The following is a 19,556-nucleotide window of genomic DNA, read 5'->3' on the forward strand; positions in this document are numbered from 1 at the left end:
GAGACGGATGTCGTCTGTAGCGCTAACAAATTGGGAAAGAGCCGGTTTGCCAACTCCATGCCCGGAATCCGTTTTCCTTCTCCTCGCTCTGCTCGCATTCAACTGGTTGAATCGGAGTTCGTCTTACTTCATGCCGGGGTCGCTGGCCAGCTTGAGCTGCTCCATCTGACCCACCAGACCGAGCCAGGTGGTTTCGTCGAGGTCGTCTATCTCCTGGCCCGCGTGCGCTTCGTTCAGCACCTGGCGCATCAATTCGGCTTCCCGCAGGGTGGCGGCCTGGTGGCCCATACGGGCCAGGATGGGGTCAAGAGACATGGCAGCACTGATAGTCATGCCCCGAGGTTAAAGAGGCCCGGAGCCGTCGGCATGAAGCGCAGGTAGGGCCAGCTTCACGCTCGGTTCTGCATCCCAGACAGCCGCCGCCGTGGACTTGAGTGGCCTGCTGTAACCCCAAGGGGGAAATAGAACACCACGGTCAGAACGGCAGCTGCCCTGTCGCCGCCTGCTCACCGCGCAGCCAGGCCAGCACCGCGCGGCGGGCTTCCGGGCGAAAGCCGCCCGTGACCAGGGCCGGGGCATCCACATCCAGCGCGGCGTAGGGGTTGTACAGCGCCAGGTGCAGGTCAGGCGTGACCCCCACCAGGGCCGGGTGCCGGTGCCGGGCCGTGGTGGCCAGGATGACGGGCAGGCCAAGGGCGCGCAGAGCAGGCCAGTCCAGCGTTTCTGGGTCCTCGAAGGCATGCAGTTGCACGTCGTAGACCGTGCCCAGTTCACGGGCCAGGGTCTCGGCGTCGGCGCCCGCCTCGCTGACGGTCTGGCGCTGGGGGTGCCGGTGTGCGACCAGCACCACGCGCGAGCCAGGGACGGGGGCTTGGGGGTTGCGGTAGGCGCTCAGTCCAGCAGCCCAGGCGCGGTCTAGCAGGTCCGCGTCGGCTGCGGGGTCCAGACCAGGGTCGGCCTGGGCCGGGTACTGGCGGGCCAGCGCGTCCAGGCGGCCCAGGCTGGCCTGGATGGCTTCGGGAGGCAGGCGGCCGTCTTGCAGGGCCTGCGCCACCGCCGCCAGGGTGGCGTCCTGGGCCTCACGGCGCCCCAGCGCCATGACCAGGTCAGCGCCGGCCTGCAGGGCCAGCACCGCCGCCTCGCCCCGGCCGTAGTGGCCGTCTATGGCCTGCATGCCCATCGAGTCGGTCACGATCACGCCCTCATAGCCCCAGGCCTGACGCAGCAACCCGGTCAGGATGGGATGCGAGAGGGTGGCAGGGTGCTGGGCGTCCAGCGCCGGGTAGATGATGTGCGCGGTCATGACTGCGGGCGCCTGAGGCAGCAGCGCGCGGAACGGAGCCAACTCGGTCTGGTCCAGTTCGGGCAGCGACTTGTGGACCGTCGGGAGGGCCAGGTGGCTGTCCAGGGTGGTGTCGCCGTGCCCCGGAAAATGCTTGACGCAGGCGGCCACCCCGGCTCTGGCCTGTCCGGCGAGGGCTGCGCGGCCCTGACGGGTGACCAGCGTGGGGTCGGCGCCGTAAGCACGCTCGGCTATGACCGGGTTGGCAGGGTTCACGTTGACGTCCAGCACTGGGGCGAAATTCCAGTTGATGCCCACGCTGCGCAGTTGCCGGGCCAGGGCTGCGCTGATGGCTTCGGTCAGGGCCGGGTCGTCGGCCATGCCCAGGGTCATGGCCCCTGGCGCGAATGGCCAGAAGTCGGGACGCACAATCGCGCCGCCCTCGTGGTCCAGGGCAATCAGGGCGCCGTCGCCCATGACGGCGCGCAGGTCGGCGCACAGGGCGCGCAGTTGCGCGGCACTCTGCACATTCTTGCCGAACAGGCAGACGCTCCGAATGCCGTGCTCGCGCAGGTGCGCCGCCGTGCTGTCGTCCAGCACAGGGCCAGGAATGTCCACCATCAGCAGGGCGCCGGGCTTGGGCAGAGGGGTCACGCTCTGCAGGGTACGGCACAGCGGCGGGAGGCGGGTCGGGCGACTCTGTAGGCCTGGGAACCAGAGAAAGACAGGGTCTCCTCCACCACACCTCTCCCCGACGCGGTAGAGTTCAGATCACACCGCTTCTTCACTTCGCTGGTTTCCTGTTGCCCTGGCCCGCGCAGCCCTCTGTGCGGCGGTCTTCCCGCCTCAAGGAGTCACATGAAGAGTGCCCTCGCCACCCGGTCTGTCCGGCCTACCACCTCTTTTCTGTCTGTGATTGCCCTGTGGCTGGGCAGCTGGGCGGTCGCTCAGGGCACGGCGGCCCCCGCCGACCTGCCCCACGACCCGGCGCTGGTGGTGCCCGGCATCTGGGGGCCGTCGCTGCGGGTGGTGCCGGGCAGCCGCGCCGCCTCCCTGCTGACCGCCTGGGGCAACCGCTTTGCCTTTCTGGCGCCGCTGGAATCGCGGCTGGGCGAGGATTATCTGCTGCTACCGTGCGAGGCCAGTGGACGGACCGAGATGCGGCTGAGCTGGAGTGCGCTGACGCCCCTGAATGCCGGCACCCTGACCCTGGTGGCGAACCTGGGGGACGGGTCGCCCAGAAATGTAAGCCTGACCCGCACCCGCGCAGACTGGCCCGACCTGTTCACGCTGACCCAACCAGACGCGGCGGCGCTGCTGGCGGCCCTTCAGGCGGGACAGAACATGACGCTGAAGCTGGCCGCACCGGACCAAGCTGGCCTGACCTTTTGGGGGGCGGGATTCGCAGCCGCCTGGGCCGAGCTGAGCGGCTGCCGGCTCTGAACTGGCAACCGCCAGGCGAGCAATGACTGACACCCAATAACACCTTGGCCTGCACGGTGGAGGGCACGAAACCACCAAGAGGCCAAGCCAGAGCCGTTGCCACTTCGCGGATCAGGACAGAGCGGGACTGCTGAGCCTGCTGCGGCCGGGGCCGTCCGGGGGCCGCCGCTTGACACCCCAGGGGGCGGCCCCTACCCTAAACGCACGTTTTCCTTTTGTTCACCACCGGCAAGCACCGCGCACTCCTGGCATTCGCCAGCCTGGCCGGTCGCCCACGGTGCGGAGGCTCCATGAAGAAACTGCTTCTGACCGCCCTGCTTTCCACCCTCAGCGCCGCGTCGGCCGCCACGCTGGTCTTCGGCGGCAACGGCGAACCCGTCAGCCTGGAATCGGGCAACATCACCGACGGCATTTCCATTCTGGTGCAGCGCCAGATTTACGACACCCTGGTGGACTTCAAGAACGGCACCACCGACCTGGTGCCCGGTCTGGCGACCAAGTGGACGCCCAACGCCAACAACACCCAGTGGACCTTCACGCTGCGCAAGGGCGTGCGTTTCCACGACGGCACCGCGTTTAACGCTGACGCCGTGGTCTTTAACCTGAGCCGCTGGTGGGACAAAGCGCACCCCTACGGCTTCCGCGACCAGGGCCGCACCTTCGAAATCATGGGCGAGCTGCTGGGCGGCTACAAGGGTGACGCCACGGCCGTGATCAAGAACATCGTCAAGGTGAACGACTCCACCGTGCGCGTGGAACTGAACAAACCCTCCTCGGTGCTGCCCAACGTGCTGGCCGCCGGGTACTTCGGCATTGCCAGCCCGACCGCCATCAAGAAAGACGGCGCCAAGTACGGCACGCCCGCCAGCAAGCCCATGGGCACCGGCCCCTTTATTTTCCAGAGCTGGCGCACCGGCGACCGCGTGACCTTGCTGCCCAACAAAGTCTACTGGGGCGAAAAGGCCAAGGTGGACCAACTCGTCATCCGCTCCATCAAAGACGCCTCGCAGCGCCTGAACGAGCTGAAGGCCGGCACCATTGACTTTGCCAACGACCTGACCCCTGACAGCCTCAAGAGCGTTCAGGGCGACAACAACCTGGTGGATGTCAAGCGCCCCTCCTTCAACGTGGGCTTCGTCAGCCTGAACAACCGCAACACCTACCTGAAAAACGAGAAGGTGCGCCAGGCCATCAGCATGGCCATCAACAAGAAAGAAATCGTGGCCGCCTTCTGGAACGGCCTGGGCACCAGCAACGCCAGCTTCGTGCCGCCCGTGATGGCCTGGGCCAACAGCAGCAAGGTGCCGGCCGACTACAAGTTTGACCCCGCCGCCGCCAAGAAAATGCTGTCGGACGCCGGCTACGCCAACGGTTTCTCGCTGGACCTGTGGTACATGCCCGTCAGCCGCCCCTACTTCCCCAACCCCAAGCCCATTGCCGAAGCGATTGCCGCCGACCTGAGCGCCATTGGCATCAAGGTCAACCTGAAGACCGAAGACTGGGCCAAGTACCTGGAAGACCGCAACAAGGAACCCGGCTTCGACATGTACATGATCGGCTGGACGGGCGACTACGGCGACCCGGACAACTTCTACGGCGCTTACTACGGCAGCAACGCCAGCGACGACATCAACTGGAACCCCGCCAACGTGCAGACCCTGCTGGAACAGGGCCGCGCCGCCGCCACCCAGGCCGCCAAGGCCAAGGTGTACCAGCAGCTGCACGAAATCACCTACAACGCCGCGTACCGCATCCCCATGGTGCACTCCAACCCCCTGGCCGCCGCGCGCACCTACGTCAAGGGCTGGATTCCCAGCCCCCTGGGCAGCGAGGCCTTTAACACCATCACGATTACCGGCAAGAAGTAACACCGGCCCACTCGCGCGCCTCTCCGGTCTGGGGAGGCGCGCGGCTGTCTGACCGCACAGTTCACCGGAGCGGGACGCGGGGCCTGTGATTCCCGCTACACTGTGCGCCAATACGCCTTTTCCTGTCTGTGTGCGCCGCGAGCCAACCGCCGCGCACGTTCCGTCTCCGCTTCCCCTTCACTCTTCTGGAGGTCTGCTTTGGGCAGTTACCTGATTCGCCGCCTGCTGCGGACCGTGCTGGTCATGCTGGGCATCAGCCTGGTGGTGTTTGTATTTGTCCGTTCTATTCCCGGCGACCCGGCCGTGGCCATGCTGGGCGAACGCGCCACCGCCGAAGCCGCAGCCGCCCTGCGCGAGCAGCTGGGCCTGAACAAGCCGTGGTTCTTTAATCCAGCCAATCCGCTGGACGCCCAGTACCCCAGATACATGACCGCGCTGCTTCAGGGCGACCTGGGCACAGGCATCAAGAGCAATATTCCGGTCTGGGATGACCTGAAAGCCCGCTTTCCGGCCACCGCCGAGCTGAGTATTGCCGCGCTGCTGTTTGCCCTGGTGGTCGGTATGCCGGCAGGTATTCTGGCGGCGCTGCGGCGCAACAGTGGCTGGGACAATCTGGCGACCACCATTTCACTGCTGGGCGTCAGCATGCCCGTCTTCTGGCTGGGCCTGCTGCTGTCGTACTTTTTTGCCGTCAAACTGGGCTGGCTGCCGCCCAGTGGCCGCCTGGGCACCGACTACGACATTCAGCCCATCACGGGATTTAATATCCTGGACGCGCTGCTGCGGGGCCAGCCCGCCGCCGCCTGGGATTCTCTGCGGCACCTGATTCTGCCGGCCATTGCCCTGGGCAGCATTCCCCTGGCCATCATCGCCCGAATTACCCGCAGTTCCATGCTTGACGTGCTGGGCCAGGATTATGTGCGCACCGCCCGCGCCAAGGGGCTGACGCACCGGACTGTCACCACCAAACACGCGCTGCGTAATGCCCTGCTGCCCGTGGTCACTGTCATTGGGCTGCAAGCCGGCGCCCTGCTCGGCGGCGCCGTGCTGACCGAAACGATCTTTTCGTGGCCAGGCATTGGCTCTTGGGTTTACGAGGCCATCAGCCAGCGTGACTACCCCATTATTCAGGGCGGGGTGATCTTCGCGGCGCTGGTGGTCAGCGTGGCCAACCTGATCGTGGACCTGAGTTACGCCGCCCTCGACCCGCGCATCCAGTACAGCTGAGGGCCATGACATGACGACTGCAACCACTCTTCCCAGTACCAAACATAAGCAGGACAGTATTTTCTGGCGCCGCTTTCGCCGCTCCACGCCCGGCAAGGTGGGGGCCATTATCGTGGCGGTCTTTGTGCTGCTGGCGGTCTTTGCCAGTGTCATCAAGCCCTATGACCCCACCACGGACCGCAATTACCGCCTGACCCTGAAAGCCCCCAGCGTCAGCGCCCTCTGGGACAAGGGGGTGGCCGAGACCTACACCGACCCGGTGACGGGCAAGGTGAACCTGTGGGCCGCGCCGCTTGGCACCGACAACCTGGGCCGCGACATCATGACCCGCGTGCTCCACGGCACCCGCATCAGTCTGAAAGTGGGCGTGGTGAGCACGGTGCTGGCGCTCATCATAGGGTCGCTGCTGGGCGTGCTGGCCGGGTATTTTGGCGGCTGGCTGGATTCCACCCTGGGCTACCTGACGGATGTAATGCTGGCCTTTCCCAGCATTCTGCTCGCCATCGGTTTTGCCAGCATCTTCTCGACAGACAATCCACCGCTGCTGATTGCGGGCCTGGACCGCCTCTTCGCGCTCAACAGCCCGCAGCTCGTGACGGCCATGCTGGCGGTGTCGCTGGTGCAGGTGCCGGTGTACCTGCGTCTGGCGCGCGGCGTGGTGCTGTCGGTACGCGAGCGTGAATTCGTGCAGGCGGCGGGCGCCCTGGGGGCCACCCAGGGCCGCATGATCTTCCGGCACGTGCTGCCCAACAGCCTCTCGCCGCTAATTGTGCAGGGCGCCCTGAGCATCGCCACCGCTACCATTGAGGTCGCCGCGCTGGGCTTCCTGGGCATTGGGGCGCAGCCACCCCTTCCCGAATGGGGCACCATGATCAGCGACAGCCGCCAGTACTACATTGACGCGCCGTGGACGATGGTGTTTCCGGGCCTGGCCATCTTCTTGACCGTGTTAGGCTTTAACCTGCTGGGCGACGGCCTGCGGGACGTGCTGGACCCCAGAAGCACGCAGTAAGCGGAAGGGGCTTATAAAAGGGCGAGCCGCGTGGTCTCGCCCTTCTTGCTGGTATGAGGACGGTGCTGGATAGCCGTCAGATCTCGATGCGACCAACTGACTAGGGCGTCATCCAGTGAGCCGCTCCATCTTACTGTGGCGCTTACGCACCCTCAATCCAGCGCGTGTAAGGCTCCCTCCAGGTCCTGCGCGTGAAAGCGCTGGCCCGTCGCGTGGGCGAGTTGACGGGCCAGGCGGCGCAGAGGCAGGGGACGCAGATCGAGGCTGCCTGCCCCGGTGCCGCTGACATTGGCGTGGCCGGTCAGGTCAATGACGGTGTGGTAGGGCTGAACCAGGCCGGGCGGCAACTCTCCGGCCGTCAGCACGATCAGGTCGGCGCGGCCGGCCAGGTCGTTCACGCTGGGGTCGCGGCGGCTGAGGGGATAGACGCGCACGCCAGCCGGCACGTCACGCGCCGCCCGTTCGGCGTCAGGCGCACTGGCAGCCACCACGCCCAGCTCGGTAAAGCCCAGCCGGGCCAGGGGCAGAGCCAGGGCCAGGTCGCCCGCATGCTGACCCAATAGCACGGCACTGGCTCCCCGCGAGGCGTAGCCCGAGTCGTTCAGCAAGTCCGTCAGGGCGTCGGCCTGGGCGAAGGTGCCGTGCAAGCTGCCAGAAAACGCCACTGCGTCCACCCGGCCCACCCGGCGGGCCGCCGCATCAGGGGACACCTGCTCGAACACATGAGCCTCCTGACTGGGATGGACCAGCGCGCCGGTAAAGCGCAGCGGCCGGCAGGCGTCTAGCACCTTGCCCAGGTCGTCGGTCGGCACCGACAGCGCAATGATGCCCAGGTCACGCAGGGCGCGGGCGGCGTGGGTGGTGTAACCAATCAGGGCCAGAGGCGTGTCAAACGCGGGCATTGAGTTTCAGTGTAGCTCGGCTGACCAGCAGGACCACGGTGAGATGGCTGCTGGCTTTCACGCCTGCGTCTGGGCAGAGCGCAGGGTGGCCAATTCAACCCCTGATGCGGATTCCGCTTCATTGCAGCACAGCCGGAAAAGCACCGTCTGCGCTTCCATATCGCGGAATCCGCATCTGTTCCTGCTCGCTCTGCTGCGCAGCTTTCCAAGTCCGCTCGGATTCCACCCGGCATTCTGCTCGATTCAATCGAAGTCGGTATGAAGTCCATTTTTTAGATAGAAAGGCCACGCAAAGACCAGAAGGACGACCAAGCTGGGCAGAGAAGACCCGAATCTCGCTCTGTTCTCCCCATTTGCCAGGGCGACCGGCCTCTCTCCTCTTACCCCCAGTCGGCGGGGCGCTCGGTCAGGCCAAAATGCCAGGCAATCGCCTGGGCAATCCGTGTTCCAGCGTGGCCGTCGCCGTAAGGGTTGCGGGCCTGGCGCATGGCCTGCAAGGTCTCTGCACTGCCCAGCAGGCCGCTCAGGACCGCCTCCAAGCCTGCCGGATCGTTGCCGGCCAGGGTCAGGACGCCAGCCTCCACGCCTTCGGGGCGCTCGGTGACGTTGCGCAGCACCGCCACGGGAACGCCCAGGGCCGCGCCTTCCTCCTGAAGCCCTCCGCTGTCGGTGGCCAGCAGGCGAGACGCCGCCATCAGAGGCGCCATGTCGCTGTAGTCCAGCGGGTCTACCAGCTCGAAGTTGGGCACGTCCGACAGGGCCGGGCGCACCGCTTCCTGCACAGCAGGCGACAGGTGAACCGGGTAAATAAAGTGGTGGTCGGGGTGGGCCTGGGCCACGCGGGCCAGGGCCAGCGCCATCTCACGCATCATGGGCTGGTTCTCGCGGCGGTGCATGGTCACGGTGACCAGTGGCTGCCCAGCCTCTACCCGCGCCCGCCACCCGGCGCGCAGAGGGACGCGGCCCGCGACCTCACGCACCGCATCTACCGCCGTCTGACCCGTCACGAAGATACCCGCCTCGGACTTGCCTTCACGCACCAGATTGGCCCTACTGCCGGCGGTGGGGGCAAAATCCAGGGTGGAGAGGACACCGGTCAGGCGGCGGTTGGCTTCCTCGGGAAAGGGTTCTTTCAGGCTGCCGCTGCGCAGTCCGGCCTCAACGTGACCCACCGGAATGCCCTCATAGAAGGCGGCCAGCGCCACGCAAAAGGAGGTGGTGGTGTCGCCGTGAACCAGCACCATGTCGGCGCCCATCTCGCGCAGCACGCGCCCAGCCTGTGGGACGATGCGGGCGGTCAGGTCGGCCAGGGTCTGCCGGTCGGTCATGACATTCAGGTCGCGGTCGGGCGTCAGCCCAAAGACGGCCAGCGCGCCGTCAAGCATTTGCCGCTGCTGTCCGGTGGACAGGATAGACGCGTGAAGCCCGGCTTGTGCCTGAACGGCGGCGTACACAGGGGCCATTTTGGTGGCTTCGGGACGGGTGCCAAAGGCCAGAACAACGTGTTTGGTGGTATGCATCAGACTTGTCCTTCCCGCGCCGCTTCCAGGTTCCGCGCGCGAATGCGGCGGTAAGCGACAAAAAACAGACACAACGAGGCCGCCAGGACGGTGCCCCCAATGGCTTCGGGCCGCAGCCCTTGCAGCGACATGCCTGCGGCGCCGCAGGCCAGGGCCACCAGCCATAAAATTACGGCTGTTTGCCGGGCGCTGGCGGTTCGGGCTAGCACTCGGTGGTGAATGTGGGTCTTGTCGGGGTGACGCAGTGGGTTACGAATCCCGCGTGCCAGACGGCCAATCACGACCTGGGTGGTGTCCAGAAGCGGCAAGGCCAGTACGATCAGCGGCACGAGCAGGCTGGCCCCGGCGCTGACCTTCAGGGTGCCCAACAGACTGACGGCCGCCAGCGTGTAGCCAAAGAGGGTGCTGCCCGCGTCGCCCATGATGATGCGGCTGGGGTTAAAGTTGTGGCGCAAGTAACCCAGGGCGGCGCCCGACAGCCCAGCGAGCAGCACCACGGCCGCCGCACGATCTGGAAACTGGGCGGCGGTGGCCAGCAGCACGAAGCTGGCGACAAAAGCCACGCCGCCCACCACGCCGTCTACCCCGTCCAGCAGGTTGACGGCGTTCGTCAGGCCCACCACCCAGAGAATCGTAACCAGTGAGCTGAGCGGTTGGTTGACCGCTTCGGGCAGCGAGGGCAAGAAGGGAATGGCGTTCAGGTCCACCCGCAGACCGTTGACGAGCAGCAGCGCGGCGGCCAGCGTTTGCACCACCAGCCGGGCCAGGGGCGACAAGCCGTACTGATCGTCAATAAAGCCCACCAGCACCAGCAGTGTGGCGCCCAGTAAAATCGCCAGCACCTGAATATTCACGATCTCTACGGCAATGGGCCGCAGCGCCCACGCCAGGACGATGCTGACCAGAAAGCCGCCGTAGATGGCCAGGCCGCCGGCATTGGGCAGAGGCTCTTTGTTCAGGCGGCGCTCGTTGGGCTGGTCGGCCCAACCCGCCTGAATGGCGAAGGCGCGCAGGCGCGGAATGAAAAACCAGGTAAAGACCCCGGCAGCCAGAAAGGTAATGAGTACGCTGAGAAAGCCCCGGCCACGGAGGTCGGCTATTCCCAGTTGTGCGGCCAGCGCCTGCAATGCGTCCATAAACGGCCCCAAGTGTAACGGCTGGAACATGGGGGGACGTCAACCAGAAGGAGGGGTGCGGCGCGCTGAGCAACACACCGCCATCCAGGGCTCTACGATTTTCGCTACGAGTTGGGCCGGGGGCCGCGGCTCCTTCCGGCAGTCGGCCGACAGTAGAACCAGCGGCGAACTGTCCGGGGTCACCTACAGCAACATCAGCGCTGCTGTGCGCGTATGGCCAGCTGCTCTACAGACGGGCTTCGGCGTACTCGCACAGTTTCGGCACCAACGCGAGGGTCTAAGTCGCCGCCTGATGCAAGGTTGATGGCCAGTGGATTGGCTGCTTTAAGGACCGCACCTCCTCAGCATCGGAGCGGAGGCCGAAATACACCAACAGAAGAGTCAGGGGATTTGACGAAGCGCCCGCTGCAGTACGAGGACGTAGAAAGCCAGCTGGACAGCCTGTCTTCACAAACCAATGGTCTAATATGCAGTTGACCCAGAGCCACCTCGGATTCATCCCGAAGTGGCTCTGGATTGTCTGGATAGGAATCGGCATTCACCCCTATAGCTGTGACTGAATGCCAGCGCTTATGTCCTGCAGCCTACTTGGTGCCGTAGATGCGGTCGCCTGCGTCGCCCAGTCCCGGCACGATGTAGCCGTGGTCGTTCAGGTGGCTGTCCACTGCCGCCACCACGATCTCCACGTCCGGGTGGTCGCGCTCGATAACCTGAATGCCCTCAGGGGCCGCCAGGATACACATCAGCTTGATGGTGGTGGCCCCAGCCTCCTTCAGAAAGGCAATGGCCGCGCTGGCACTGCCGCCTGTGGCCAGCATGGGGTCGGTCAGAAAGACGCGGCGCTCGGCAATGTCTGCAGGCAGCTTGTTGTAGTAGGCCACAGGCGCGAGGGTCTGGGGGTCACGGTACAGGCCGATATGGCCCACTTTGGCGGCCGGCACCAGCTGAACAATGGCGTCCGTCATGACCAGCCCGGCGCGCAAGATGGCCACCAGGGCCAGCTTTTTGCCGCTGAGCATCGGAAAATCGTCTTCAACGATAGGGGTGTGCAGGCGCTCGGGGGCCAGGTCGAGGTCGCGCATGGCCTCGTAGGCCAGCAGCAGGCTCAGTTCGCCGGCCAGCTCGCGGAATTCTTTAACGCCTGTGCGCACGTCGCGCATGATGGACAGCTTGTGTTGAACAAGGGGATGAGTCACGACCGTAACCATGTGCCCCACCATACCGCCGCCCCGCGCCCGTACGCCTAGCCGGGCAGCCGGGCCAGGACGTGCCGGGCACGCGGCACCTTGGCGTCACGCTGGCCCTCAAATTCATACGGCTCGTTCATCAGAAACCAGTACAGGTCATGCAGGGTCGTCATGGCCAGGTAGGCGCGGTACCGGGTCAGCGTGGCCCGGTCCTGGTCCGGCAACAGGGACAGGGCCGCCTGAAGGCTCTCGTCAGGGGGCAGGAGGTCGAGGGTGCCGGTTTTCAGCAGCGCCAGGTCGCGCAGGGGGTCGTCCCAGGCGGCTTTGGTCCAGTCAATGACCAGCACCTCGCCGCTCTCTGGATTCATCAGGATGTTGTCGTGCCAGAGGTCCAGATGGCAAAAGGCGGCCGGGCCCGCCAGCAGGCCGCGTTCCAGCGGAACCTCCACAGCGTCAAACAGGTCACCCAGCGGGTAGGCGGCCAGGGCGCTGCGAAACCGGCGCAGCCGCTCCTGAACCCGCCGCAGGTCTACGTGGCCGGCCTGCTCGCGGTGCAGGCCGGCCAACTGGTCTCGCAGCTGGGGCAGGGCGCGCGGCACGTCTGCGGCGCGCAGAGGCCGCCCGGGAAAACGGCGCAGAATCAGGGCCTCAATTCCGTCGGCCTCGGTGGCGTCCTGCACCCAGGCCCCCAGGCCCGCGCGGCGCATGTTGCGGGCCTCGGTGCGGTGGTCGCCCTGGTGGTTGCGGTAAACCTTGACCACGGTCTGCCCGTCGGCCGTGGCATACACGCGGCTTTGCATCCCCGAATCCATCGGGGTCAGCGGGCCGTACTGCGCTTCGAGCACCGGAAACCGGGCCGGGGGCGCGTCACCAGGCTGGGCGGGCCGCAGGGTCACGCCCCCCCCCACAGCGGCGCGCTCACTGCGGCAGTTTCTCCAGCAGCCCCGTCAGCCGGGGGTCAAGCGCCTTGCCCGCCTGGGCGCGCACGCGGTCCGCGTCACCCAGCCGCACGTAGGCGTTGGCCACCGCCAGAATGCGGGCGTACAGCGGGATGTCCTCGGCGGCCAGGCGGTCGGGTTCACCCTGGCCGTCCCAGCGCTCGTGGTGGTGTCGCACAGCCTTCATGGCTTCACTGAGGTGCGGCACCCCATGCAGAAAGTTGGCCCCCACCTGCGCGTGCCCCTGCTCGCCGTGAATCTTGCCGATGTCGTGCAGCATGGCGGCGTACCAGACCTCTTCCTGCTCGCGCTCGGTCAGGCCGACCAGCTTGCCCAACTTGACGCTCACGTCCGCCACCGACTGAGAGTGCCCCAGGGCGTCAAATTCGCCGCTCTCGACGGCCTCGACCAGGGCGCTCGTCAGGTGCCGGGAAGCCGCGCGCCACTCCTCGCGGCTTTCGAGGACGCCCAGCAAGGGTGCCACGGCCGCCGCCCATTTGGTCACGGCTTCCTGGGTGGCGGGGGCTAGGCCCTCGGGGCCGGTGCGGTCCAGCACCAGGGCGCCCAGATTGCGGCCGCGCACCGTCAGCGGCACGACCAGCGACACGGTGACGGCGCGCATGCCCGCCTCGTCCAGCAGCGCCGTCACCTCAGACGGACTGCCCTCGTACAGTTCGCGGGCGCCGTCGGCCAGGATGCGCGGGCGCATAGAGGCCCACGGCCCACCCAGGGCCACGCCCAGCAACGCCTTGGGGTAGCCCAGCACCGCCGCCACCCGGTCCTGACCCCGGCGCACCACCGCAAAGCCCTGCACGCCCCCGCCCATCAGGGCTGCGGCGTGCGACAGAGCGCCTTCCAGAATGCCCTCCTGGCTGGGGCGGGCCAGCAGGTCAGCGATGACCCTGGTGGCGTCGAGGCTCTCACCCGCTGGCGTACCGGACCCGCGCGGGTCGGCAGGGCTGGGCGTCTGCTGGGGGGTGCGGGGGCGCCTGAACACGTTGCCGGTAGTATACCCGCGCTACCCTGCCCCGCATGACGGCCTCTCCCTTTCCCCACGAGTCGGTTACGGCGCCCGTTCAGCAGGCCTATGCCCGCTACGAGCGCCAGGCTAAAAGCTGGCTGACTGGCTATGCACAGCGCGGCGGACGGGTGTTTTGCGGCGCGGGGTGCAGTGCGTGCTGCACCATGCCTATCCGGGTGAGCCTGGCCGAGGCGCTGCTGATGGCCAGAGCAGTGGACGAGGCGCAGGCCAGCGCCGTCGAGACCCACGCCCGCGCCGCCGTTCAGAACGCCCGCACCGCGCGCGACGACGATGAATATGTGCGCCGCCACCGCCTGGAATTGGGGTTTTGCCCCATTCTGGACCGCGAGACCGGCAGTTGCAGCCGCTATGAGGCGCGGCCCACGCGCTGCCGCGACACCTACAGCGCTTTTCCGGCCCACTACTGCGAAGCCGAGACCTGGGAGCGCATGAGCCGCCGCGAGCAGACCGAGTACCGCCGCGAGGTGGCCCGCACGCCCGGCACCGACGGCGAACTGCACTTTATTGCCCCGCTGGAACACCTCTCAGAGCCGGTGTGGACGGCCGCTGCCCGCGCCATGCGCCGCGAGTGGGGCCTGGAGGTCTGGGGCGACTTCTGGCTGCTGACCACGCTGGCCGCCGACGCCAGGTTCATGGCGGCCGTTGCGGCCGGGGATGCGCGCCGGGCCTGGCAGGTCGCTTCAGGGCGCGGGCTGGCCCACCGGATGCTGCTGGAATTCGGGGAGTAAGGAGCACCCCACAGCCAAAAGAGAAACCCCCGCCTGGCGCGGGGGTTTTCTGTGGTGGGCGGTGAGGGATTTGAACCCCCGACCCGTCGCTTGTAAGGCGAAAGCTCTACCGCTGAGCTAACCGCCCACGCGGCCTGACATCCTAAAGGCTCCGGGCGCCCGGCGCAAGGGGGAGGGACGCGGCCGGGCAGGCTTTGTAAGCGTATGCCGGTCTGGCACGCCTGCTGGGGTATACTGGGGGCTGTTCCTCGAACGAGGGGTGGGTGAACAGACCCACCTTTTTTCGTGGAGGGGGTGGTTGAACAGGCTGGCTCTGCGCTGGCCGAGACAATATGAATAACAACGCAACACACAATCTGGAGCAACTGGCCCGCACAGCCCTCGATCCCCTGGGATATGAGGTGCTGGAAGTTCAGGTGCAGAATCTGGGCGGACAACCGATTGTCCTGATTCGCATTGACCGCCTCGACGAGCAGCCGGTCACGGTGGACGACCTGACGAAAGCCAGCCGCGCTGCCGAGGTCGAGTTTGACCAAGCCGACCCGATTGCCGGCGAGTACCGCCTGGAATTCGAATCGCCGGGCGCCAAGCGGCCCCTGCTGCGTGCGCGCCATTTCGAGCGCATGCTGGGGTTAAAAGCGCGGGTGCGCGGCGAGGGCGGCGTGGCTTTCACAGCCCCTATTCAGGCCGTTGAGGGTGACCGCGTGACCTTCATGGTAGGCGGCGAGGCACAGACCCTGACGGTCGGCACCTTTCAGGCCAACCTGGCCGAGTTCCCGGACCGTCACCGTTAATCAGGGCTGCACCCCCAGGGCGGGGGCAAAGGAAGAGTGAGATGAGCCAACCAGAATTCAATTTTGCCGATGCGCTGCGCGAAGTGGCGCAGGCACGCAACATCAACGAGCTGCAACTGATTGAGGCGTTCGAGCAGAGCCTCGCGCAGGCATACACCCGCAACGTCGAACCCGACAAGCGCATTGAAGTGCACCTGGACCCCCAGAGCGGCGAACTGGAAGTGCTGGTCGTGCGCGAGGTCGTGGAAAAGGTTGAGGACGAGCACCTGCAGATCTCTCTGGCCGACGCGCTGGAGCTGGACCCCGGCGTCGAAATCGGCATGGAGATGGAGTTTCCGGTCGACCGCGAGAAGTTCTCGCGCATCGCCCTGCAGGCCGCCAAGCAGACCCTGACCCAGAAGATGCGCGAGACCGAGCGCAACGTGGTCTTTAACGAGTACAAGGACCGCGAGGGCCAGGTGCTGACGGCCCAGGTGGTTCGCAGCGACAACAAGGGCAACTGGTTCGTGGAACTGGGCGCCGGCGAGGCCATCTTGCCGCCCCGCGAGCAGATTCCCGGCGAGAAGCTGACCCCCGGCAACCGCGTCAAGATTTACCTCAAGGAAGTGCGCAAGACGCCCAAGGGGCCGACCATTCTGGCCAGCCGCGCCGACGAGCGGCTGCTGGACTACCTGCTGCGTCAGGAAATCCCCGAAGTGGCCAACGGCATCGTGGAGGTCAAGGCCATTTCGCGCGAGGCCGGGCAGCGCAGCAAGGTCGCCGTGTTCTCGCATAACAGCAATGTGGACCCCATCGGCGCCTGCATCGGGCACCGTGGCAACCGCATTCAGGCGGTGACCGGCGAACTGGGCCGCGAGCGCGTGGACGTGATCTTGTGGGACGGCAACACCCGCGACTTCATTCGCAATGCGCTGTCCCCCGCCAAAGTGGGCCTGATTGAGGTTCAGCCGGAGCGCCGCGAGGCCACCGTGACTGTCACCCCAGACCAGCTGTCCCTGGCCATCGGCAAGGGTGGCCAGAACGTGCGCCTGGCCGCCAAGCTGACCGGCTTCAAGATTGACCTGCGCGAAACGGCCGCCATCAGTGACCTGGACGCCGCCATGCAGCAGGCCCTGCAGGACGAGCAGGACGGCCAGAGCAGCGGCGCGGCCCAGTCGGCTTTCGACGCGCTGTTTAAAGACAGCAAGTCGGTGGCCACCGCCAGCCCGGACGACGTGGAGTAACCCTTGACCGGCCCCCAGACCCCGCGTCACATCCCCGAGCGCACCTGCGTGGCGTGCCGCCGCAAACGGCCGCAAGGCGAGTTCCTGCGCCTGACCAAGGTGGACGGCGCGTGGCAACTGGGGCAGCGGCCCAGACAGGGCCGGGGGGCTTACCTGTGCGCAGATACACCCACCTGCTGGCAAGACAAGCGGCTGCGGCGGGCTTTTGGCGCTCAGGCGACGACTGTGGCCGAACTGGCACAGCGCACGGTCACGCCGGGCGCCCCCGATTCATAATGCGTTTTGCGCCTATGGCGCAGAGCAGGACTCACCGGAGGTGAGCATGTCGAAAGTTCGTATCTATACCCTCGCCAAGGACCTTGGCGTCGAAAACGCAAGAATGCTGGAAATTCTCGATGGCCTGGGCGTGTCGTACAAGAGCGTCAGCAGCACCATCGAAGAAGACACTGTCGAGCTGATCAAGCAGATTCTGGCCGAGGAGCAGGACGGCGAGGCTCCTGCCGCCGCTGAGCCAGAAGCAGTCGCCCAAGCCACCACCACCGCTCAGTCGGCACCGGCAGCCACGGCCCAGTCCAGTGCCGCGCCCAAGGCGGCCGAAGCCTCGACCGCTGTGGCCGAGCCCGAGGCTGAATCTGAAGTCCCCCACCGCGCGCCCGTCGTGACCATCATGGGTCACGTGGATCACGGCAAGACCAGCCTGCTGGACTACATCCGCAAGACGAAGGTCGCGGCCAAGGAAGCCGGCGGGATTACCCAGCATGTCGGGGCCTTTGAAGCCAAGACGAGTAAGGGCAAGATCGTCTTTATCGACACGCCCGGCCACGAAGCGTTTACGACCATCCGGGCGCGCGGCGCCAACGTGGCTGACATCGCCATCATCGTGATTGCCGCCGACGACTCGCTGATGCCCCAGACCCGCGAAGCTATTGCCCACGCGCAGGCCGCCAAGGTGCCCATGATCGTGGCCATCAACAAGGTGGACCTGCCCCAGGCCGACCCCGAGCGCGTCAAGACCGACCTGACCCAGCTCAACCTCGTGCCCGAAGAATACGGCGGGGACCTCGTGGTCGTGCCGGTCAGCGCCAAGACCGGCGAGGGCGTGGAAGACCTGCTGGAATACATCAGCCTGACCGCCGAACTTGAAGACCTGCGCGCCGACCCCAAGGGCAAGTTCAGCGGCGTGGTGATTGAAGGCAAGGTGGACAAGCAGGCCGGCGTGCTGGCCACCGTCATGGTGCAGGAAGGCACGCTGCATGTGGGCGACTTCCTGGTCGTGGGCGAAGGCTACGGCAAGATCAAGGCCATGAGTGACAGCGCAGGCGCGCGCATCAAGGACGCGGGCCCCAGCACGCCGGTGCAGATTCTGGGCTTCAGTGAGGTGCCCAGCAGCGGCGAAACGGTCAGCTCGGCCAAGAATGAGCACGCCGCGCGTGAGGTGGTGGCGCAGCGTGTGGACACCCGCCGCGACGCCGAGAACGCCCGCGTGCAGCGACGCCTGACCCTGGAAGAGATGATGGGGCCGCTGGGCAGCGTGCGCACCGTCAACCTGATTCTGCGCGCCGACACCCAGGGCAGCGTCGAAGCCCTGCAGGGCATCCTGGCCCGCAAGGAAAGCGACGACGTGAAGATCAACGTCATGCTGGCCGGCATCGGTGCCCCCACCGAAGGCGACGTGCTGCTGGCGTCCACCGCCGAAGCGACCATCCTGTGCTTCAGCGTGACGCCCTCGGGCGGCGTGAAGAAGGTGGCCGACAGCAAGGGCGTGGACATCAAGTCCTACCGCATCATCTACGAACTCATTGACGAAGTGGACCGCCTGATCAAGGGTAACGTCGAGCCGGTGTTCGAGGAGAAATACCTCGGCCGCGCCGAAGTCCGCATGGTCATTCGTCACCCCAAGAGCGGCAACATCGCCGGGTCGTACATCACCGACGGTATGTTCAAGCGCAACGCCAAAGCCAAGGTCACGCGCGGCAAGCAGGTCGTCTATGAGGGTACGGTCGTGGGCCTCAAGCGCTTCAAGGACGATGTCCGTGAAGTGCAGACAGGCTACGAGTGTGGGATCAACCTGGACTGGAACGATGTGATGGAAGGCGACATCATCGAAGCCAGCGAAATGGTGGAAGTCGAGCAGGCGTAAGCCAAGCTCAACCTAGCGGGAGAGGCGTCCACAGCGGCGCCTCTCCCCTTTTTGGCTTCATGTCGTTGCGGTACAGAGCCTGAAATCGCTTATCACCTCTGGCCTGGACCTCTGGAATACAGCTTTATCTGTTGTGCGGCGTTTCGTTGACCCAATGAAAGCCGCGCGTTTTAAGCGGTTCCCCGCTGACCTGGGTACGCTGGCGGTCCGTGTTCAGGGCCGCTAGACCAGTCCGGACGTTAAAGGCCACTGCCACAAGCAGAAGCAGAGTCATCACCCAGGCGGCGGCAGTCGTCAGCCCCGATTGGGGCCGCCCCGAACAGGCCGGTACGGCCTCGCCTGTCACCAGGGCGCGCAGGCGGCGGGCATCCATCGCCAGTAGGACCACAGCTGCCAGGAGCAGATGGGCGCTGAAATTCTTGACCGGCACGTCGTAAAAGAGGTTCAGGGCCAGCACATTGCTCAGGGTCATAGCGGCGATCAGGGCGCCCAGCGTCACCGTCCGGCGGTGCAGCAGCAGCAGGGCCGGCAGTACCTCGGCCACACCCGCCACCCACTGGTAGCCGGGACTGGCACCCATGAAACGCCACAGTAGGCCCATCGGGCTGGACTCGCCGTAAGTGGTGGCCAGTTGCGTGGACGACAGCAGGTCAAACTGCCCAAGATTGAACTTGGCCATGCCGTAGACCGTGAGCCAGACGATTAAAACCACACGCAGGAACCGGCCAAGCGTCGTCAGCACCTGCGGGCGAAGGAGCGAGGGGGCTAGCGCCGTCCACGCCCCACCCGCCATCAGGGAGGCCAGCAGGAGGCACAGCGTCCAGGCCCACAGCAGGGCGGTGTCCCCACTGCCGGTGGCTTCACCCAGAGCCGGGAGCGGCGCGCCGAATAGGGCGCGGCTTACGGCATCGGCCACGGGCCAGGCGGTCTCCGCTGGAAGAAAGCCCTGCACCCCAGCCAGAAAGTACAGGGCCAGGTACACCGCACCAAAATGCAAGATGAAACGCCGCCACAGCGGCCAGGGCCGGACCTGCGGCGGTGCTTCAGGGGCCAGAGCGGGAAGGGGCGCGGTGGTCATCCTGTCAGCATGACCGCCGTCCCCTGCACGCGCCAG

At 66.1% G+C, this 19,556-nt stretch carries 18 protein-coding genes and 1 tRNA gene; 9 read left to right on the top strand and 10 right to left on the bottom strand.

What is annotated here, in order from left to right; genetic code table 11:
* Window positions 1-123 precede the first annotated feature (123 nt).
* Both GO986_RS05165 and GO986_RS05170 read right to left on the bottom strand, forming a co-directional pair.
* Entirely contained in the window at window positions 124-333 is a 210-nt protein-coding gene (locus GO986_RS05165) for a hypothetical protein (protein ID WP_157458221.1), read from the bottom strand.
* Between the two features lie 142 nt (window positions 334-475).
* Window positions 476-1,936, bottom strand: coding sequence for a glycoside hydrolase family 3 protein (locus GO986_RS05170; protein WP_369409168.1), 1,461 nt, complete (start codon window positions 1,934-1,936; stop codon window positions 476-478).
* A 204-nt stretch (window positions 1,937-2,140) separates the two neighbouring features.
* Here GO986_RS05170 and GO986_RS05175 point away from each other — a divergent pair, with 204 nt between their 5' ends.
* From GO986_RS05175 to GO986_RS05190, 4 genes are all read left to right on the top strand, one after another.
* A complete protein-coding gene (locus GO986_RS05175) occupies window positions 2,141-2,725 on the top strand; it encodes a hypothetical protein (RefSeq protein ID WP_157458222.1) in 585 nt (194 codons plus the stop codon).
* Window positions 2,726-3,015: 290 nt separating this feature from the next.
* Window positions 3,016-4,593, top strand: coding sequence for an ABC transporter substrate-binding protein (locus tag GO986_RS05180; protein ID WP_157458223.1), 1,578 nt, complete (start codon window positions 3,016-3,018; stop codon window positions 4,591-4,593).
* A 198-nt stretch (window positions 4,594-4,791) separates the two neighbouring features.
* On the top strand, window positions 4,792-5,820 hold the full coding sequence (locus GO986_RS05185; protein WP_157458224.1) for an ABC transporter permease: 1,029 nt from the start codon (window positions 4,792-4,794) through the stop codon (window positions 5,818-5,820).
* A gap of 10 nt (window positions 5,821-5,830) precedes the next feature.
* Entirely contained in the window at window positions 5,831-6,832 is a 1,002-nt protein-coding gene (locus GO986_RS05190) for an ABC transporter permease (RefSeq protein ID WP_157458225.1), read from the top strand.
* 152 nt (window positions 6,833-6,984) lie between these two features.
* Here GO986_RS05190 and GO986_RS05195 read toward each other — a convergent pair whose 3' ends face one another.
* From GO986_RS05195 to GO986_RS05220, 6 genes are all read right to left on the bottom strand, one after another.
* The gene (locus GO986_RS05195) at window positions 6,985-7,734 is read right to left on the bottom strand and encodes a shikimate dehydrogenase (protein ID WP_157458226.1); all 750 of its coding nucleotides are present in this window, start codon (window positions 7,732-7,734) and stop codon (window positions 6,985-6,987) included.
* Between the two features lie 380 nt (window positions 7,735-8,114).
* On the bottom strand, window positions 8,115-9,254 hold the full coding sequence (wecB, locus tag GO986_RS05200; RefSeq protein WP_157458227.1) for a non-hydrolyzing UDP-N-acetylglucosamine 2-epimerase: 1,140 nt from the start codon (window positions 9,252-9,254) through the stop codon (window positions 8,115-8,117).
* The gene (locus GO986_RS05205; protein WP_157458228.1) at window positions 9,254-10,390 is read right to left on the bottom strand and encodes an MraY family glycosyltransferase; all 1,137 of its coding nucleotides are present in this window, start codon (window positions 10,388-10,390) and stop codon (window positions 9,254-9,256) included. Before GO986_RS05205 ends, wecB begins: the two co-directional genes overlap by 1 nt.
* A 584-nt stretch (window positions 10,391-10,974) precedes the next feature.
* Complete coding sequence (upp, locus tag GO986_RS05210; protein WP_157458229.1) at window positions 10,975-11,598, bottom strand: uracil phosphoribosyltransferase; 624 nt, start codon at window positions 11,596-11,598, stop codon at window positions 10,975-10,977.
* 35 nt (window positions 11,599-11,633) lie between these two features.
* On the bottom strand, window positions 11,634-12,473 hold the full coding sequence (locus tag GO986_RS05215; RefSeq protein ID WP_369409169.1) for a phosphotransferase: 840 nt from the start codon (window positions 12,471-12,473) through the stop codon (window positions 11,634-11,636).
* Window positions 12,474-12,495: 22 nt separating this feature from the next.
* Entirely contained in the window at window positions 12,496-13,512 is a 1,017-nt protein-coding gene (locus GO986_RS05220) for an HD-GYP domain-containing protein (protein WP_224571339.1), read from the bottom strand.
* A 35-nt stretch (window positions 13,513-13,547) separates the two neighbouring features.
* Here GO986_RS05220 and GO986_RS05225 point away from each other — a divergent pair, with 35 nt between their 5' ends.
* Window positions 13,548-14,285 (top strand): YkgJ family cysteine cluster protein, encoded by a 738-nt coding sequence (locus tag GO986_RS05225; protein ID WP_157458230.1) that lies wholly within the window; start codon window positions 13,548-13,550, stop codon window positions 14,283-14,285.
* Between the two features lie 52 nt (window positions 14,286-14,337).
* On the opposite strand, the gene GO986_RS05230 is transcribed toward GO986_RS05225, so the two are convergent.
* Window positions 14,338-14,412: transfer RNA gene (locus tag GO986_RS05230), tRNA-Val, on the bottom strand.
* 205 nt (window positions 14,413-14,617) lie between these two features.
* On the opposite strand from GO986_RS05230, the gene rimP reads away from it, so the two are divergent.
* The 4 genes from rimP to infB are packed head-to-tail and all read left to right on the top strand — an operon-like array spanning window position 14,618 to window position 18,442.
* Window positions 14,618-15,079 (top strand): ribosome maturation factor RimP, encoded by a 462-nt coding sequence (rimP, locus tag GO986_RS05235; RefSeq protein ID WP_157458231.1) that lies wholly within the window; start codon window positions 14,618-14,620, stop codon window positions 15,077-15,079.
* 41 nt (window positions 15,080-15,120) lie between these two features.
* Window positions 15,121-16,302 (top strand): transcription termination factor NusA, encoded by a 1,182-nt coding sequence (nusA, locus tag GO986_RS05240; RefSeq protein ID WP_157458232.1) that lies wholly within the window; start codon window positions 15,121-15,123, stop codon window positions 16,300-16,302.
* A 3-nt stretch (window positions 16,303-16,305) separates the two neighbouring features.
* Complete coding sequence (locus tag GO986_RS05245) at window positions 16,306-16,578, top strand: YlxR family protein (RefSeq protein WP_157458233.1); 273 nt, start codon at window positions 16,306-16,308, stop codon at window positions 16,576-16,578.
* A gap of 46 nt (window positions 16,579-16,624) precedes the next feature.
* Window positions 16,625-18,442 carry a translation initiation factor IF-2 gene (gene infB, locus GO986_RS05250; RefSeq protein WP_157458234.1) on the top strand — a complete coding sequence of 606 codons (1,818 nt, stop codon included), beginning with the start codon at window positions 16,625-16,627 and terminating at the stop codon, window positions 18,440-18,442.
* A 124-nt stretch (window positions 18,443-18,566) separates the two neighbouring features.
* Here infB and GO986_RS05255 read toward each other — a convergent pair whose 3' ends face one another.
* Window positions 18,567-19,520 carry a hypothetical protein gene (locus GO986_RS05255; RefSeq protein ID WP_157458235.1) on the bottom strand — a complete coding sequence of 318 codons (954 nt, stop codon included), beginning with the start codon at window positions 19,518-19,520 and terminating at the stop codon, window positions 18,567-18,569.
* Window positions 19,521-19,556: the final 36 nt, after the last annotated feature.

This window comes from Deinococcus arboris (assembly GCF_009755355.1).
Lineage (GTDB): Bacteria > Deinococcota > Deinococci > Deinococcales > Deinococcaceae > Deinococcus > Deinococcus betulae.

Coding starts and splice junctions, on each gene's coding strand:
- GO986_RS05190 (WP_157458225.1), top strand. CDS start 5,831: ATGACGACTGCAACCACTCTTCCCAGTACCAAACATAAGCAGGACAGT.
- GO986_RS05225 (WP_157458230.1), top strand. CDS start 13,548: ATGACGGCCTCTCCCTTTCCCCACGAGTCGGTTACGGCGCCCGTTCAG.
- GO986_RS05205 (WP_157458228.1), bottom strand. CDS start 10,390: ATGGACGCATTGCAGGCGCTGGCCGCACAACTGGGAATAGCCGACCTC.
- GO986_RS05165 (WP_157458221.1), bottom strand. CDS start 333: ATGACTATCAGTGCTGCCATGTCTCTTGACCCCATCCTGGCCCGTATG.
- GO986_RS05175 (WP_157458222.1), top strand. CDS start 2,141: ATGAAGAGTGCCCTCGCCACCCGGTCTGTCCGGCCTACCACCTCTTTT.
- GO986_RS05180 (WP_157458223.1), top strand. CDS start 3,016: ATGAAGAAACTGCTTCTGACCGCCCTGCTTTCCACCCTCAGCGCCGCG.
- nusA (WP_157458232.1), top strand. CDS start 15,121: ATGAGCCAACCAGAATTCAATTTTGCCGATGCGCTGCGCGAAGTGGCG.
- GO986_RS05195 (WP_157458226.1), bottom strand. CDS start 7,734: ATGCCCGCGTTTGACACGCCTCTGGCCCTGATTGGTTACACCACCCAC.
- rimP (WP_157458231.1), top strand. CDS start 14,618: ATGAATAACAACGCAACACACAATCTGGAGCAACTGGCCCGCACAGCC.
- infB (WP_157458234.1), top strand. CDS start 16,625: ATGTCGAAAGTTCGTATCTATACCCTCGCCAAGGACCTTGGCGTCGAA.
- GO986_RS05255 (WP_157458235.1), bottom strand. CDS start 19,520: ATGACCACCGCGCCCCTTCCCGCTCTGGCCCCTGAAGCACCGCCGCAG.
- upp (WP_157458229.1), bottom strand. CDS start 11,598: ATGGTTACGGTCGTGACTCATCCCCTTGTTCAACACAAGCTGTCCATC.
- wecB (WP_157458227.1), bottom strand. CDS start 9,254: ATGCATACCACCAAACACGTTGTTCTGGCCTTTGGCACCCGTCCCGAA.